Here is a 13,753-nt window from a genome sequence, read left to right on the forward strand (position 1 = left end):
AGAGATGAATGGATAAGTTTCGTGTACAGGGGCCGACCCGGCTTCAGGGCGAAGTGACAATTTCAGGAGCGAAAAACGCAGCGCTGCCCATTCTTTTTGCCGCCCTGCTGGCAGAAGAGCCCGTGGAAATTCGTAACGTTCCGAAGCTGAAAGATATCGATACCACCATGAAGCTGCTGAGCCAGCTTGGCATGAAGGTCGAGCGCAACGGTTCCGTCTGGATGGACGGCAGCGCGGTTAATATCTATCGCGCCCCCTACGAACTGGTAAAGACCATGCGCGCCTCAATCTGGGCTCTGGGTCCGCTGGTGGCACGTTTTGGCAAAGGCGAAGTCTCCCTGCCGGGCGGCTGCGCTATCGGCGCGCGTCCAGTAGACCTGCATATTAGCGGCCTTGAGCAGCTGGGTGCAGAGATCAAGCTGGAAGAGGGCTACGTTAAAGCGTCCGTGAACGGTCGCCTGAAAGGGGCGCATATCGTGATGGATAAGGTCAGCGTTGGCGCGACCGTGACCATCATGTCGGCGGCGACACTGGCCGAAGGCACCACGATTATCGAAAACGCCGCCCGCGAGCCGGAGATTGTCGATACGGCAAACTTCCTCAACACCCTGGGGGCGAAGATCACCGGCATGGGTACGGACAGCATCACCATTGAGGGCGTTGAGCGCCTGGGTGGCGGTGTCTACAGCGTGCTGCCTGACCGTATCGAAACCGGGACCTTCCTTGTTGCTGCGGCCATCTCCGGCGGTAAAATCGTCTGCCATAAAGCTCAGCCTGATACCCTGGATGCGGTGCTGGCCAAGCTGCGTGAAGCGGGCGCGGATATTGAGCTCGGCGAAGACTGGATCAGCCTGGATATGCACGGCAAGCGTCCGAAGGCGGTTAACGTGCGCACCGCGCCACACCCGGCATTCCCGACCGACATGCAGGCGCAGTTTACGCTGCTGAATCTGGTGGCAGAAGGAACCGGCGTCGTGACGGAAACCATCTTCGAAAACCGCTTTATGCACATTCCGGAGCTGATCCGTATGGGTGCACACGCGGAGATTGAGAGCAATACCGCTATCTGTCACGGCGTGGAGAAACTCTCCGGTGCCCAGGTGATGGCAACCGATCTGCGTGCGTCTGCAAGCCTGGTGCTGGCGGGCTGTATTGCAGAAGGAACCACCATCGTTGAGCGTATTTATCATATCGATCGTGGGTATGAAACTATTGAGAACAAGCTGCGGGCGCTGGGCGCGAACATCGAACGCGTAAAAGGCGAGTAAGGCTTAATGGAAGGCAGCCCCCTTACCGGAAGGAGAAGGGGGTTGGCTTGCCGGATTAACGAAATTTATGCTTTGGACTGTTTCCTCTCTCTCTTTCTGATCAGCTTCGAGCGATCGATAAACTCATGAGTAATCGGATTGTGATAGCGCGACGGCCAGATGACCCACGGATCCGTCTCAATCGCCCTGGCGATGATCATCTCCCCCTTCGGCCACGGCCGCGTCAGTACGTTAGCCAGCGTCGATGAGCTGAGACCATTTCTGCGTGACTCTGCCGCCATTGAGGTCCCTTTCTTACGTAGCGCGGCAATGATATCGGCTGGGTGCCAGTCAATCAGTTTCTGTTCCATTTTTCCTCCCTGTAATTGCGATAAGCACTGCGCTAAAACGGTGCGCGGGACTATCATATCGCTAAGGGAGCTGAAGCTCTAATAAGTTCTTATAAAAGAGTGCGATTTAGGAATTTGCCAGGAATAATCCCATGGTGTTACTGAACTTGGTAGGATTCGGTTATTGGAATTTTTTGGAATATTCCCGCGCGGGCACGCGGGAGTGTAGGGATCAGCGATCGCGCTGCACGGCGATATGCGCCAGGCCAATCAGCGCGTCACGCCAGGGGGAGTCCGGTAAGACCTGAAGCGCGGCAATAGCTTTATCTGCCTCCTCTTCCGCCCGCTGCCGCGTCCACTCCAGCGAACCGCAGGCAGCCATCGCCTCCAGTACCGGGGTTAACAGGTGGCGGCCGTTGCCCTGCTCAATGGCTTCACGGATCATCTGCGCCTGCTCGGGCGTACCGTGACGCATGGCATGCAGCAGCGGCAGGGTAGGTTTGCCTTCGTTGAGATCGTCGCCCACGTTTTTACCCAGCGTCTCGCCATCGGCGCTGTAGTCCAGCAGGTCGTCGATAAGCTGGAAGGCGGTACCGAGATAGCGGCCGTAATCCTGCAGCCCCTTCTCCTGTGCTTCGCTACAGCCTGCCAAAATGCCTGAGCACTGGGCAGCCGCCTCGAACAGACGAGCCGTTTTGCTGTAGATAACCCGCATATAGTTCTCTTCGGTAATATTCGGGTCGTTCACGTTCATCAGCTGAAGCACTTCACCTTCAGCGATCACGTTTACCGCTTCCGACATCACCGCCAGCACCTTGAGCGAGCCGAGGCTGGTCATCATCTGGAAGGAGCGGGTATAGATAAAATCCCCCACCAGCACGCTGGCTGCGTTGCCAAACGCGGCGTTAGCGGTGGCTTTGCCCCGGCGCATATCGGATTCATCCACCACGTCGTCATGCAGCAGCGTTGCGGTATGAATAAATTCAATTAGCGCCGCAATAGTAACGTGATCATGTCCCTCATAGCCTACAGCGCGTGCGGCCAGCACGGCGATCATCGGACGGATACGTTTGCCGCCGCCGCTGACAATGTAATACCCCAGCTGGTTGATCAGCTGTACGTCCGAGTCGAGCTGTTGCAGTATTGTCGCATTGACACCCGCCATATCTTGCGCGGTTAACTCATTGATTTTTTCTAAATTCATCGCAAAAGCCGGGCTTAAAGTCCTGTTTATCACCTGTCAAAATGGGATAACAAAGGGTTACGGGTTAGCTATAGTATCGTTGATTGTACTGAAAAAACGCGCCAGATAAACGTTACCATACACGTTGTGTTTTTTTTCTTCGTCTGTTGACGATCGCTCTTGTCAAAGCCTCGCGTTTTGCGTAATATTCGCGCCCTATTGTGAATATTTATAGCGCACTCTGAATCACTCGAAAGATGTGCGCGGAAGCGGAGTTTTTTATGTACGCGGTTTTCCAAAGTGGTGGTAAACAACACCGAGTAAGCGAAGGTCAGACCATTCGCCTGGAAAAGCTGGACATCGCAACTGGCGAAACTATTGAGTTCGCTGAAGTTCTGATGGTCGCAAACGGTGAAGAAGTCAAAATCGGCGTTCCTTTCGTTGATGGCGGCGTTATCAAAGCTGAAGTTGTTGCTCACGGTCGTGGCGAGAAAGTTAAAATCGTTAAGTTTCGTCGTCGTAAACACTATCGTAAGCAGCAAGGCCATCGTCAGTGGTTCACTGATGTTAAAATCACTGGCATCAGCGCTTAAGACTAGGGGAGCAGATTTAAATGGCACACAAAAAGGCTGGCGGCTCAACTCGTAACGGTCGCGATTCAGAAGCTAAACGTCTGGGCGTAAAACGCTTTGGCGGAGAAGCAGTACTGGCAGGTAGCATCATCGTTCGTCAACGTGGTACTAAGTTCCACGCTGGCTCTAACGTTGGTTGCGGCCGTGACCACACTCTGTTCGCTTTGACTGACGGTAAAGTTAAGTTCGAAGTTAAAGGCCCGAAAAACCGTAAGTTCATCAGCATCGTTGCTGAATAAGTTTTTCGCGTCCCGGTAACGGATGAAAGCCCCGCAACACGTTGCGGGGCTTTTTACATTCGACGTCCGGAAAATCTCTTGTAGGGAATACGGGCAATGAAGCAGCAGGCAGGCATTGGGATCCTTTTAGCGCTAACGACAGCCATGTGCTGGGGCGCATTGCCCATTGCTATGAAGCAGGTGCTGGAGGTGATGGAACCGCCTACAATCGTGTTCTATCGCTTTTTAATGGCCGCGATAGGCCTCGGCTCGATTCTGGCCATCAAGGGCAAACTGCCGCCGATGCGCATTTTCCGTCAACGCCGCTGGCTGGTGTTGCTGGCTATTGCTACCGGGGGCCTGTTCGGGAATTTCATTCTCTTCAGCTCTTCTCTACAATATTTAACCCCGACGGCATCACAGGTGATTGGACAGCTCTCACCGGTGGGCATGATGGTGGCTAGCGTGTTTATCCTGAAGGAGAAAATGCGCGGCACCCAGATCATTGGGGCCGTCATGCTGCTTTGCGGGCTGGTGATGTTTTTCAACACCAGCCTGATTGAGATCTTCACCAGACTCACTGATTACACCTGGGGTGTGATTTTCGGCGTTAGCGCCGCCGCTGTCTGGGTGAGCTACGGGGTCGCGCAAAAGGTATTATTACGCCGCCTGGCCTCGCAGCAGATCCTCTTTTTGCTGTACACTTTATGCACAATAGCGTTGCTGCCGTTGGCAGAGCCTGCCACGATAGCCCGGCTTAGCCACTGGCAGCTGGCCTGTCTGATCTTCTGCGGCCTTAATACGCTGGTAGGCTATGGCGCACTCGTCGAGGCGATGGCGCGCTGGCAGGCGGCGCAGGTGAGCGCGTTAATCACGCTGACCCCGCTGTTTACGCTGTTGTTTTCAGATTTATTATCACAGGCCTGGCCTGATGTTTTCGCCAGACCGATGTTAAACCTTTTAGGTTATCTCGGTGCGTTTGTCGTGGTTGCGGGCGCTATGTATTCCGCCATAGGCCACCGCCTCTGGGGACGCTGGCGCAAGCGTGAAGTGATTGTCACTTTACCCCGCTCAGGCGAATGAGTAACGGAGAGTAAAATGAAGTTTGTTGATGAAGCTACGATTCTGGTCGTGGCAGGTGACGGCGGTAACGGCTGCGTAAGCTTTCGTCGTGAAAAATATATTCCACGCGGCGGCCCTGACGGCGGCGACGGTGGTGACGGTGGCGATGTCTGGCTGGAAGCGGACGAGAACCTCAACACCCTGATCGACTACCGCTTTGAGAAGTCTTTCCGCGCCGAGCGTGGGCAGAACGGCCAGAGCCGTGACTGTACCGGCAAGCGCGGTAAAGATGTCACCGTTAAGGTACCGGTAGGAACGCGCATCATTGACCAGGGTACGGGCGAGACCATGGGCGATATGACCAAACACGGTCAGCGTCTGATGGTCGCTAAAGGCGGCTGGCACGGTCTGGGTAACACGCGCTTTAAATCCTCTGTTAACCGTACGCCGCGACAGAAAACCATGGGTACGCCGGGCGATAAGCGCGATCTGCAGCTGGAGCTGATGCTGCTGGCCGACGTCGGAATGCTGGGCATGCCTAACGCCGGTAAATCGACGTTCATCCGCGCCGTCTCCGCAGCGAAGCCGAAGGTGGCGGACTATCCGTTTACCACCCTGGTGCCAAGCCTCGGTGTAGTGCGTATGGATACCGAAAAGAGCTTTGTGGTTGCCGACATTCCGGGCCTGATTGAAGGCGCGGCAGAGGGTGCAGGGCTGGGTATTCGCTTCCTGAAACACCTTGAACGCTGTCGTGTCCTGCTGCACCTGATCGACATCGATCCGATCGACGGTTCCGATCCGGTTGAGAACGCGCGCATCATCACCGGCGAGCTGGAGAAGTACAGCGAGAAGCTGGCCGCTAAGCCACGCTGGCTGGTCTTCAACAAGATCGACCTGATGGATAAGGCTGAGGCCGAAGAGAAGGCCGCGGCGATTGCGAAAGCGCTGGGCTGGGAAGATAAGCACTATCTTATCTCTGCGGCCAGCCAGCAGGGCGTAAAAGACCTCTGCTGGGACGTCATGACCTTCATCATCGAGAACCCGCTGGTTCAGGCTGAAGAGGCGAAGCAGCCTGAAAAAGTCGAATTCATGTGGGATGACTACCACCGCCAGCAGCTTGAAGATGCTGAAGTGGAAGAGGACGATGAAGATGACGACTGGGATGAAGAGGACGACGAAGGTATCGAATTCATCTACAAGCGTTAATGCAGTAAAAACGAAAAACCCCGGCCATAAGCCGGGGTTTTTGTTTGTGCCGTAGCCGAATTAATTATTCTGGTAAACGTCTTTGTACAACCGGCTCTCAAAGCGCACCAGCGGGATACGGCGGTTGCGCTGGTCGGCAGGCTCTACCGCATAGCCGGAGAGATACTGCACAAAGGCCATACGCTGGCCGCTGGCGGTGGTAATAAAGCCCGCCAGGTTATACACCCCCTGCAGGGAGCCAGTCTTCGCCGACACCTTACCGTCTACGCCTGCCGCATGCAGACCGGCACGGTACTGTAACGAGCCGTCATAGCCTGCCAGCGGCAGCATCGAGATGAAGTTCAGCTCGGTATCATGCTGGGCGATATATTGCAGCACCTGCATCATGGTGGCGGGGGAGATCAGGTTATGGCGCGACAGGCCGGAGCCATCCACCACAATGCTGTTACCCAGCTCGACGCCCGCCTGCTGGCGCAGGATCTGCCGCACGGCATCCGCTCCCGCACGCCACGTCCCCGGCACGCCAAAGCGCGCATGGCCGATGGTGCGAAACACGGTATCGGCAATCATGTTGTCCGACTTTTTCAGCATAATTTTCAAGAGATCGTGCAGCGGCGCGGACTGCTTGCTGGCAATCACCGTTCCCGGCTCGTTAACCAGCGTCTGGCGCAGCAGCGTCCCGCTATAGGTAATACCGGCCTGTTTAAGCTCGTCCTTCAGCACCGCCCCGGCGTAGCTCGCCCCGTCCTGTATCGCAAAGGCCAGCGGCAGCGGATCGGCGCGCTGGGTCAGGCAGCCGGTGAGCGTAAAGCGGTTAAGATCGCCCGGGACGACGTCCAGTTCGCAGTACTGGGCATCAGGAGAGCCTTTCGCCAGCGTGCGCACCTGGCTGAACATGGTAACAGGGTAGTAGGAGGCGATGCGGATAAACGCCAGATCGTTCGCTTTCTGGGCGCTATAGAGCGACACCGAGAAGCAGTTACGATCGATAATCGCGGCGGCGGGGGGCGCACTGAAGCACTGGGTCATGTCATTCCACGGCCAGCCGGGAGCTTTATCGTGGCTGGCAAACACCGAGGTGTCGATCAGCACATTGCCCTCAATCTGCTGGACACCGGATTTTTTCAGCACCGCCACCATATTGCGGATATCCTGTCGCTTTAGCGTCGGATCGCCGCCAAATCGCGCTACTAAGTCCCCTTTTAGCACCCCGTTCGCGACGCTGCCTTTACTCTCAAGCGTGGTGGTAAAACGGAAATCTGGGCCTAGCTGCAGCAGGGCGGCCAGCGCGGTGATCACCTTTTGGGTACTGGCGGGCAGGGCCATCTGCTGACTGTGGTAATCAATATCAGGAGCCTGAGCGCCTACCTTCTGCACCATCAGGGCGAGGTTTGCGCCAGCAGGAAGCTGGTTAATGTACTCATCAACGTTCGCGGCCTGCACATTCAACGCTATACTGGTGGTCAATCCGATGACATATCTGGAAAATCGCATAATCTCGCGCTAGAAACCTGGAAACAGGCCGTCATACTACGGTGCATCGCACCGGAAAGTAAACGATGACCCATAAGGAACTTCCGGGTAAAATGCGTATCAAATTGAAAAATTGCTGCTGACCTGGAGCTTTGTCTCCGGGTCGGTTTTCTTTTTGCTTTTTGACCCCTTCTTTTGCGCGGTATGCAGGGGCAAAGCTACCGGGGCGGGGCCACCGCTCCCTACAGGAATGTTTAAGAGGTATAACAATGCAAGCTATTCCGATGACCTTACGTGGTGCTGAAAAATTACGCGAAGAGCTGGATTTTCTGAAATCCGTGCGTCGTCCTGAAATCATCGCTGCGATTGCCGATGCCCGCGAGCACGGCGACCTGAAAGAGAATGCGGAGTACCATGCTGCCCGCGAGCAGCAGGGGTTCTGTGAAGGTCGTATCAAAGACATTGAGGCCAAGCTCTCCAATGCACAGGTGATCGACATCACAAAAATGCCTAACAATGGCCGCGTGATTTTTGGTTCAACCGTTACCGTGCTGAATCTCGATAACGATGAAGAGCAGACCTACCGCATCGTGGGTGATGATGAGGCGGATTTTAAGCAGAATCTGATCTCCGTAAATTCACCGATCGCACGCGGACTGGTAGGGAAAGAGCAGGATGATGTCGTCGTCATCCGCACCCCGGGTGGCGAAGTAGAGTATGAGATCCTCAAGGTAGAATATCTTTAATTACGCACCAACCTGTAATATGTTGACGTAATGTAAAGATAAGAAAAAGGCCGCATAGCGGCCTTTTAACAACGTCAAGAGCGTGGCATTTTGCTTGTCAGCTTGCAGAAAACCCCTCGTTTTACACAGATTTTGTGTTCTATCCAGGATATTCTTAGCGTGGCAGCGAAATTTTACGCTCCTTCGATGGGCGGTACAGCACCAGCGTTTTACCGATGACCTGTACGTTAGAGGCGCCGGTTTCACGAACAATCGCTTCCACGATCAGCGTCTTAGTTTCGCGGTCTTCGGTAGCGATCTTGACCTTGATAAGCTCATGGTGCTCTAGCGCTTGTTCAATCTCGGCCAGTACCCCTTCGGTCAAACCATTGTTGCCAAGCATAACTACCGGCTTGAGCGGATGTGCCAGACCTTTAAGGTGCTGTTTTTGTTTAGTACTCAGATTCATCGTATATTTTTGCTTACGTTGGGATTGAAAACGGTTCATTCTACCGCCATCTCCAGTGTATCGCCAAATCGGCTGTGCTGATAGTTGATAGCCTGCTACTCACGATGAACAACGTTGGAAATAGAGATGACAGGTAAAAAGCGTTCTGCCAGCTCAAGCCGCTGGCTTCAGGAACACTTTAGCGATAAATATGTGCAGCAGGCGCAGAAAAAAGGGTTACGTTCCCGCGCCTGGTTTAAACTTGATGAAATACAGCAAAGTGACAAGCTTTTTAAGCCAGGCATGACGGTTGTCGATCTGGGCGCTGCGCCGGGTGGCTGGTCACAGTATGTGGTCACGCAGATCGGTGGCAAAGGGCGGATCATCGCATGCGATCTTCTTCCTATGGATCCCATCGTTGGTGTCGACTTCCTTCAGGGCGATTTTCGTGATGAATTAGTGGTTAAGGCGCTGTTGGAACGCGTCGGCGACGAAAAAGTTCAGGTGGTCATGTCCGACATGGCCCCCAACATGAGCGGAACACCGGCAGTGGATATCCCCCGCGCCATGTATCTGGTGGAGCTGGCGCTGCAGATGTGCCGCGACGTTCTCGCACCGGGCGGAAATTTTGTTGTGAAGGTGTTTCAGGGCGAAGGTTTTGATGAGTATCTTAGAGAAATTCGCTCTCTGTTTACGAAGGTAAAAGTGCGTAAACCTGACTCTTCGCGTGCGCGTTCACGTGAAGTGTACATTGTAGCGACCGGGCGAAAATGATAAACCGTTGATATCAAACCCAGGTTTGAAGGAGACGGGATACCGAGTATCCTGACGCTGTTTTTAACACAGTTGTAATATGAGGTTAATCCCTTGAGTGACATGGCGAAAAACCTAATACTCTGGCTGGTCATTGCCGTTGTGCTGATGTCAGTATTCCAGAGCTTTGGGCCCAGCGAGTCGAACGGGCGTAAGGTGGATTACTCTACCTTCCTGCAAGAGGTCAATCAGGACCAGGTTCGCGAAGCGCGTATCAACGGACGTGAGATCAACGTTACCAAGAAAGATAGTAACCGTTACACGACTTACATCCCGGTTAACGATCCGAAACTGCTTGATAACCTGCTGACGAAAAACGTCAAAGTAGTTGGCGAGCCGCCGGAAGAGCCAAGCCTGCTGGCTTCAATCTTCATTTCGTGGTTCCCGATGCTGCTGTTAATCGGCGTCTGGATATTCTTTATGCGCCAGATGCAGGGCGGCGGTGGCAAAGGTGCCATGTCGTTCGGCAAGAGCAAGGCGCGTATGCTGACCGAAGATCAGATCAAAACTACCTTTGCTGACGTTGCCGGCTGCGACGAAGCCAAAGAAGAGGTGGGTGAGCTGGTTGAATACCTGCGTGAACCGAGCCGCTTCCAGAAGCTGGGCGGTAAGATCCCGAAAGGCGTCTTAATGGTCGGCCCTCCAGGTACCGGTAAAACCCTGCTGGCAAAAGCGATTGCCGGTGAAGCAAAGGTTCCCTTCTTTACCATTTCCGGTTCTGACTTCGTGGAAATGTTCGTAGGTGTCGGTGCATCTCGTGTGCGTGACATGTTCGAACAGGCCAAGAAAGCGGCACCGTGCATCATCTTTATCGATGAGATCGACGCCGTTGGCCGCCAGCGTGGCGCAGGCCTGGGCGGTGGTCATGATGAACGTGAGCAGACCCTGAACCAGATGCTGGTTGAGATGGATGGCTTTGAAGGCAACGAAGGCATTATCGTGATCGCCGCGACGAACCGTCCGGACGTGCTTGACCCGGCGCTGCTGCGTCCAGGCCGTTTCGACCGCCAGGTTGTGGTCGGTCTGCCAGACGTGCGTGGCCGTGAGCAGATCCTGAAGGTGCACATGCGCCGCGTACCGCTGGCGCCGGATATCGATGCGGCAATCATTGCTCGCGGTACCCCAGGCTTCTCCGGTGCGGATCTCGCTAACCTGGTCAACGAAGCGGCACTGTTTGCTGCCCGCGGCAACAAACGCGTTGTCTCAATGGTTGAGTTTGAGAAAGCGAAAGATAAGATCATGATGGGTGCGGAACGTCGCTCCATGGTGATGACCGAAGCGCAGAAAGAGTCGACCGCGTATCACGAAGCGGGCCACGCGATCATCGGCCGCCTGGTACCAGAACACGATCCGGTACACAAAGTGACGATTATTCCGCGCGGCCGTGCGCTGGGTGTAACCTTCTTCCTGCCTGAAGGCGATGCGATTAGCGCCAGCCGTCAGAAACTGGAAAGCCAGATCTCCACGCTGTACGGCGGTCGTCTGGCAGAAGAGATCATCTACGGCGTGGAACATGTTTCTACCGGGGCGTCCAACGACATTAAAGTGGCGACTAACCTGGCACGTAACATGGTGACTCAGTGGGGCTTCTCTGACAAACTCGGTCCGCTGCTGTATGCAGAGGAAGAGGGTGAGGTGTTCCTGGGCCGCAGCGTGGCGAAAGCGAAACACATGTCCGATGAAACGGCACGTATTATCGACCAGGAAGTGAAGCTGCTGATTGAGCGTAACTACAACCGCGCTCGCCAGATCCTGAACGATAACATGGACATCCTGCATTCAATGAAAGATGCGCTCATGAAGTATGAGACCATCGACGCTCCGCAGATTGATGACCTGATGGCCCGTCGCGATGTGCGTCCGCCAGCGGGCTGGGAAGATCCTGGCTCAAACAGTTCTGACAGTAATGGCACGCCGCGTGCGCCGCGTCCGGTTGATGAACCGCGTACGCCTAATCCAGGCAACACGATGTAAGTCTGGTTTGGCGCTGAGCAGTTTGGCGACAAATACGCTCATGCGGTATCTGCGTTAGCACTATTTAAAACCCCGGGGCGTGCTCCGGGGTTTTTTCTTGTCTATCACCCACACAGTACAAGGGATGCTTTATGAAACTCTTCGCTCAGGGAACCACGCTCGATCTCTCTCATCCGCACGTTATGGGGATCCTCAACGTTACCCCCGACTCCTTTTCTGACGGCGGTGCGCACAATACGCTGATCGACGCGGTTAAACATGCCAACCTGATGATTAACGCCGGGGCCACCATTATCGACGTCGGCGGCGAGTCAACCCGGCCGGGCGCGGCTGAGGTGAGCGTTGATGAAGAGCTCTCCCGCGTAGTGCCGGTGGTAGAGGCGCTGGCGCAGCGTTTTGAGGTGTGGATCTCGGTAGATACCTCTAAGCCGGAGGTTATTCGGGAGATTGCCCGCGTAGGCGCGCATCTGATTAACGACATCCGATCCCTGAGCGAGCCTGGCGCGCTGGAGGCAGCGGCGGAAACCGGTCTGCCGGTCTGCCTGATGCATATGCAGGGCGATCCGAAGACCATGCAGGATGCACCGAAATATGCCGATGTGTTTGCCGACGTTGACCGTTATTTCCACGAGCAGATAGCAAGGTGTGAGAAAGCAGGTATTACAAAGGATAAATTGGTACTCGACCCCGGCTTCGGTTTCGGTAAGAATCTCTCCCATAACTACGCGCTTCTTGCTCGCCTGGCAGAGTTTCACCATTTTGGTCTACCGCTGCTGGTCGGCATGTCCCGTAAATCGATGATTGGCCAGCTGCTCAACGTTGGCCCATCAGAGCGCCTGAGCGGCAGTCTGGCGTGCGCAACGATAGCGGCCATGCAGGGAGCGCACATAATTCGCGTCCACGACGTGAAAGAGACAACAGAAGCCATGCGGGTGGTCGAGGCCACGCTATCAGCGAAGGAAAACAAACGCTATGAGTAGTCGCAAATATTTTGGTACAGACGGTATTCGTGGGCGCGTCGGTGATGCGCCTATCACGCCTGATTTCGTCCTTAAGCTGGGCTGGGCAGCAGGTAAAGTTCTGGCGCGTCATGGCTCGCGCAAAATCATTATCGGTAAGGACACGCGTATCTCTGGCTATATGCTGGAGTCTGCGCTGGAAGCAGGCCTGGCCGCTGCCGGTATCTCTGCCTCTTTCACCGGACCGATGCCAACGCCTGCGGTAGCGTACCTGACCCGTGCATTCCGCGCTGAAGCAGGGATTGTTATCTCGGCCTCCCATAATCCGTTCTACGATAACGGCATTAAGTTCTTCTCAACCGACGGAACCAAACTGCCGGATGAGGTAGAAGAGGCCATTGAAGCCGAGCTGGAAAAAGAGATCAGCTGCGTTGACTCCGCGCTGCTGGGTAAAGCCAGCCGCATCGTGGACGCGGCCGGACGCTACATCGAGTTCTGTAAAGGCACCTTCCCGAACGAGCTAAGCCTGAAAGCGCTGAAAATTGTTGTCGACTGTGCCCATGGCGCGACCTATCACATTGCCCCTAGCGTCTTCCGTGAGCTGGGTGCGGATGTTATCACCCTCGGCTGCGAGCCGAACGGCGTAAACATCAACGAAGAGGTGGGTGCTACTGACGTACGCGCGCTGCAGGCTCGCGTGCTGGCTGAGAAGGCCGATCTCGGTATCGCCTTTGACGGCGACGGTGACCGCGTCATCATGGTTGATCATGAAGGCAACAAGGTTGATGGGGATCAGATCCTCTACATCATTGCGCGCGAAGGCCTGCGTCAGGGGCAGCTTCGCGGCGGTGCGGTTGGTACGCTGATGAGCAACATGGGTCTGGAGCTGGCGCTGAAGCAGCTGGGTATTCCTTTTGCCCGCGCTAAGGTCGGCGACCGCTACGTGCTGGAGAAGCTGCAGGAGAAGGGCTGGCGTATTGGTGCAGAGAACTCCGGACACATCATTCTGCTGGATAAAACCACAACCGGGGACGGTATCGTTGCAGGCCTGCAGGTTGTTGCTGCCATGGTGCGTAACAACATGACCCTGCACGATCTCTGCAGCGGCATGAAGCTCTTCCCGCAGATCCTCGTTAACGTGCGCTTTACCGCAGGTACTGGCGACCCGCTGGAACACGAAACTGTGAAATCCGTGACGGCAGAGGTTGAAGCGGCGCTGGGTAGCCGCGGACGTGTGCTGCTGCGTAAATCCGGCACCGAGCCGCTGATTCGCGTTATGGTAGAGGGCGAGAACGAAGCCCAGGTCACTGAATATGCACACCGTATCGCCGACGCGGTAAAACACGCCTGATGTTATAATTATGCCACTCCAATTTTGGAGTGGCATAAAGGCAATAATACCCTTCTTAATGCGTTAATAATTATTTAGAATAGTGTGATTACATTACTAATTAATTCCATTG

14 protein-coding genes are annotated in these 13,753 nt (G+C 55.0%); 10 read left to right on the forward strand and 4 right to left on the reverse strand.

From position 1 onward, the window contains the following. Positions 1 to 8 precede the first annotated feature (8 nt). A complete protein-coding gene (murA, locus tag NR795_RS17825) occupies positions 9 to 1,268 on the forward strand; it encodes a UDP-N-acetylglucosamine 1-carboxyvinyltransferase (protein WP_144817473.1) in 1,260 nt (419 codons plus the stop codon). Positions 1,269 to 1,333: 65 nt separating this feature from the next. Here murA and sfsB read toward each other — a convergent pair whose 3' ends face one another. Both sfsB and ispB read right to left on the reverse strand, forming a co-directional pair. Then, complete coding sequence (gene sfsB, locus NR795_RS17830) at positions 1,334 to 1,618, reverse strand: DNA-binding transcriptional regulator SfsB (RefSeq protein WP_144817474.1); 285 nt, start codon at positions 1,616 to 1,618, stop codon at positions 1,334 to 1,336. Positions 1,619 to 1,829: 211 nt separating this feature from the next. Beyond that, the gene (gene ispB / locus NR795_RS17835; RefSeq protein ID WP_144817475.1) at positions 1,830 to 2,801 is read right to left on the reverse strand and encodes an octaprenyl diphosphate synthase; all 972 of its coding nucleotides are present in this window, start codon (positions 2,799 to 2,801) and stop codon (positions 1,830 to 1,832) included. 260 nt (positions 2,802 to 3,061) lie between these two features. Between ispB and rplU the strand changes: the two genes are divergently transcribed. The 4 genes from rplU to cgtA all read left to right on the forward strand — a co-directional run bounded on the left by rplU (position 3,062) and on the right by cgtA (position 5,898). After that, a complete protein-coding gene (rplU, locus tag NR795_RS17840; RefSeq protein WP_042390095.1) occupies positions 3,062 to 3,373 on the forward strand; it encodes a 50S ribosomal protein L21 in 312 nt (103 codons plus the stop codon). A gap of 20 nt (positions 3,374 to 3,393) precedes the next feature. Next, a complete protein-coding gene (gene rpmA, locus NR795_RS17845) occupies positions 3,394 to 3,651 on the forward strand; it encodes a 50S ribosomal protein L27 (protein WP_017457338.1) in 258 nt (85 codons plus the stop codon). Between the two features lie 96 nt (positions 3,652 to 3,747). After that, positions 3,748 to 4,713 (forward strand): DMT family transporter, encoded by a 966-nt coding sequence (locus NR795_RS17850; protein WP_257758909.1) that lies wholly within the window; start codon positions 3,748 to 3,750, stop codon positions 4,711 to 4,713. A 15-nt stretch (positions 4,714 to 4,728) separates the two neighbouring features. After that, on the forward strand, positions 4,729 to 5,898 hold the full coding sequence (cgtA, locus tag NR795_RS17855; protein WP_144817477.1) for an Obg family GTPase CgtA: 1,170 nt from the start codon (positions 4,729 to 4,731) through the stop codon (positions 5,896 to 5,898). A 60-nt stretch (positions 5,899 to 5,958) separates the two neighbouring features. On the opposite strand, the gene dacB is transcribed toward cgtA, so the two are convergent. Continuing rightward, positions 5,959 to 7,392: a serine-type D-Ala-D-Ala carboxypeptidase gene (dacB, locus tag NR795_RS17860; RefSeq protein ID WP_042390098.1), complete on the reverse strand. Its 1,434-nt coding sequence runs from the start codon at positions 7,390 to 7,392 to the stop codon at positions 5,959 to 5,961. A gap of 248 nt (positions 7,393 to 7,640) precedes the next feature. Here dacB and greA point away from each other — a divergent pair, with 248 nt between their 5' ends. After that, positions 7,641 to 8,117: a transcription elongation factor GreA gene (greA, locus tag NR795_RS17865; protein WP_042390099.1), complete on the forward strand. Its 477-nt coding sequence runs from the start codon at positions 7,641 to 7,643 to the stop codon at positions 8,115 to 8,117. 154 nt (positions 8,118 to 8,271) lie between these two features. Here the strand turns inward: greA and yhbY are convergent, their stop codons facing one another. Continuing rightward, positions 8,272 to 8,565 carry a ribosome assembly RNA-binding protein YhbY gene (gene yhbY, locus NR795_RS17870; protein WP_042390674.1) on the reverse strand — a complete coding sequence of 98 codons (294 nt, stop codon included), beginning with the start codon at positions 8,563 to 8,565 and terminating at the stop codon, positions 8,272 to 8,274. 126 nt (positions 8,566 to 8,691) lie between these two features. Here yhbY and rlmE point away from each other — a divergent pair, with 126 nt between their 5' ends. From rlmE to glmM, 4 genes are all read left to right on the forward strand, one after another. Then, positions 8,692 to 9,318, forward strand: a complete 627-nt coding sequence (gene rlmE / locus NR795_RS17875; protein ID WP_042390101.1) for a 23S rRNA (uridine(2552)-2'-O)-methyltransferase RlmE — start codon at positions 8,692 to 8,694, stop codon at positions 9,316 to 9,318. 102 nt (positions 9,319 to 9,420) lie between these two features. Then, positions 9,421 to 11,331, forward strand: coding sequence for an ATP-dependent zinc metalloprotease FtsH (gene ftsH / locus NR795_RS17880; RefSeq protein WP_042390103.1), 1,911 nt, complete (start codon positions 9,421 to 9,423; stop codon positions 11,329 to 11,331). A 131-nt stretch (positions 11,332 to 11,462) separates the two neighbouring features. After that, positions 11,463 to 12,311: a dihydropteroate synthase gene (gene folP / locus NR795_RS17885; protein WP_144817479.1), complete on the forward strand. Its 849-nt coding sequence runs from the start codon at positions 11,463 to 11,465 to the stop codon at positions 12,309 to 12,311. Next, entirely contained in the window at positions 12,304 to 13,641 is a 1,338-nt protein-coding gene (glmM, locus tag NR795_RS17890) for a phosphoglucosamine mutase (protein ID WP_257758911.1), read from the forward strand. Before folP ends, glmM begins: the two co-directional genes overlap by 8 nt. The last annotated feature ends 112 nt before the right edge of the window (positions 13,642 to 13,753 follow it).

Source organism: Pseudescherichia sp. L3 (genome assembly GCF_024656065.1).
Classification (GTDB): Bacteria; Pseudomonadota; Gammaproteobacteria; order Enterobacterales; family Enterobacteriaceae; genus Pseudescherichia.

Bases quoted from the DNA above. Each gene is read 5' to 3' on its own strand.
- murA (WP_144817473.1), top strand. From the start codon at position 9: ATGGATAAGTTTCGTGTACAGGGGCCGACCCGGCTTCAGGGCGAAGTG.
- sfsB (WP_144817474.1), bottom strand. From the start codon at position 1,618: ATGGAACAGAAACTGATTGACTGGCACCCAGCCGATATCATTGCCGCG.
- ispB (WP_144817475.1), bottom strand. From the start codon at position 2,801: ATGAATTTAGAAAAAATCAATGAGTTAACCGCGCAAGATATGGCGGGT.
- rplU (WP_042390095.1), top strand. From the start codon at position 3,062: ATGTACGCGGTTTTCCAAAGTGGTGGTAAACAACACCGAGTAAGCGAA.
- rpmA (WP_017457338.1), top strand. From the start codon at position 3,394: ATGGCACACAAAAAGGCTGGCGGCTCAACTCGTAACGGTCGCGATTCA.
- NR795_RS17850 (WP_257758909.1), top strand. From the start codon at position 3,748: ATGAAGCAGCAGGCAGGCATTGGGATCCTTTTAGCGCTAACGACAGCC.
- cgtA (WP_144817477.1), top strand. From the start codon at position 4,729: ATGAAGTTTGTTGATGAAGCTACGATTCTGGTCGTGGCAGGTGACGGC.
- dacB (WP_042390098.1), bottom strand. From the start codon at position 7,392: ATGCGATTTTCCAGATATGTCATCGGATTGACCACCAGTATAGCGTTG.
- greA (WP_042390099.1), top strand. From the start codon at position 7,641: ATGCAAGCTATTCCGATGACCTTACGTGGTGCTGAAAAATTACGCGAA.
- yhbY (WP_042390674.1), bottom strand. From the start codon at position 8,565: ATGAATCTGAGTACTAAACAAAAACAGCACCTTAAAGGTCTGGCACAT.
- rlmE (WP_042390101.1), top strand. From the start codon at position 8,692: ATGACAGGTAAAAAGCGTTCTGCCAGCTCAAGCCGCTGGCTTCAGGAA.
- ftsH (WP_042390103.1), top strand. From the start codon at position 9,421: ATGGCGAAAAACCTAATACTCTGGCTGGTCATTGCCGTTGTGCTGATG.
- folP (WP_144817479.1), top strand. From the start codon at position 11,463: ATGAAACTCTTCGCTCAGGGAACCACGCTCGATCTCTCTCATCCGCAC.
- glmM (WP_257758911.1), top strand. From the start codon at position 12,304: ATGAGTAGTCGCAAATATTTTGGTACAGACGGTATTCGTGGGCGCGTC.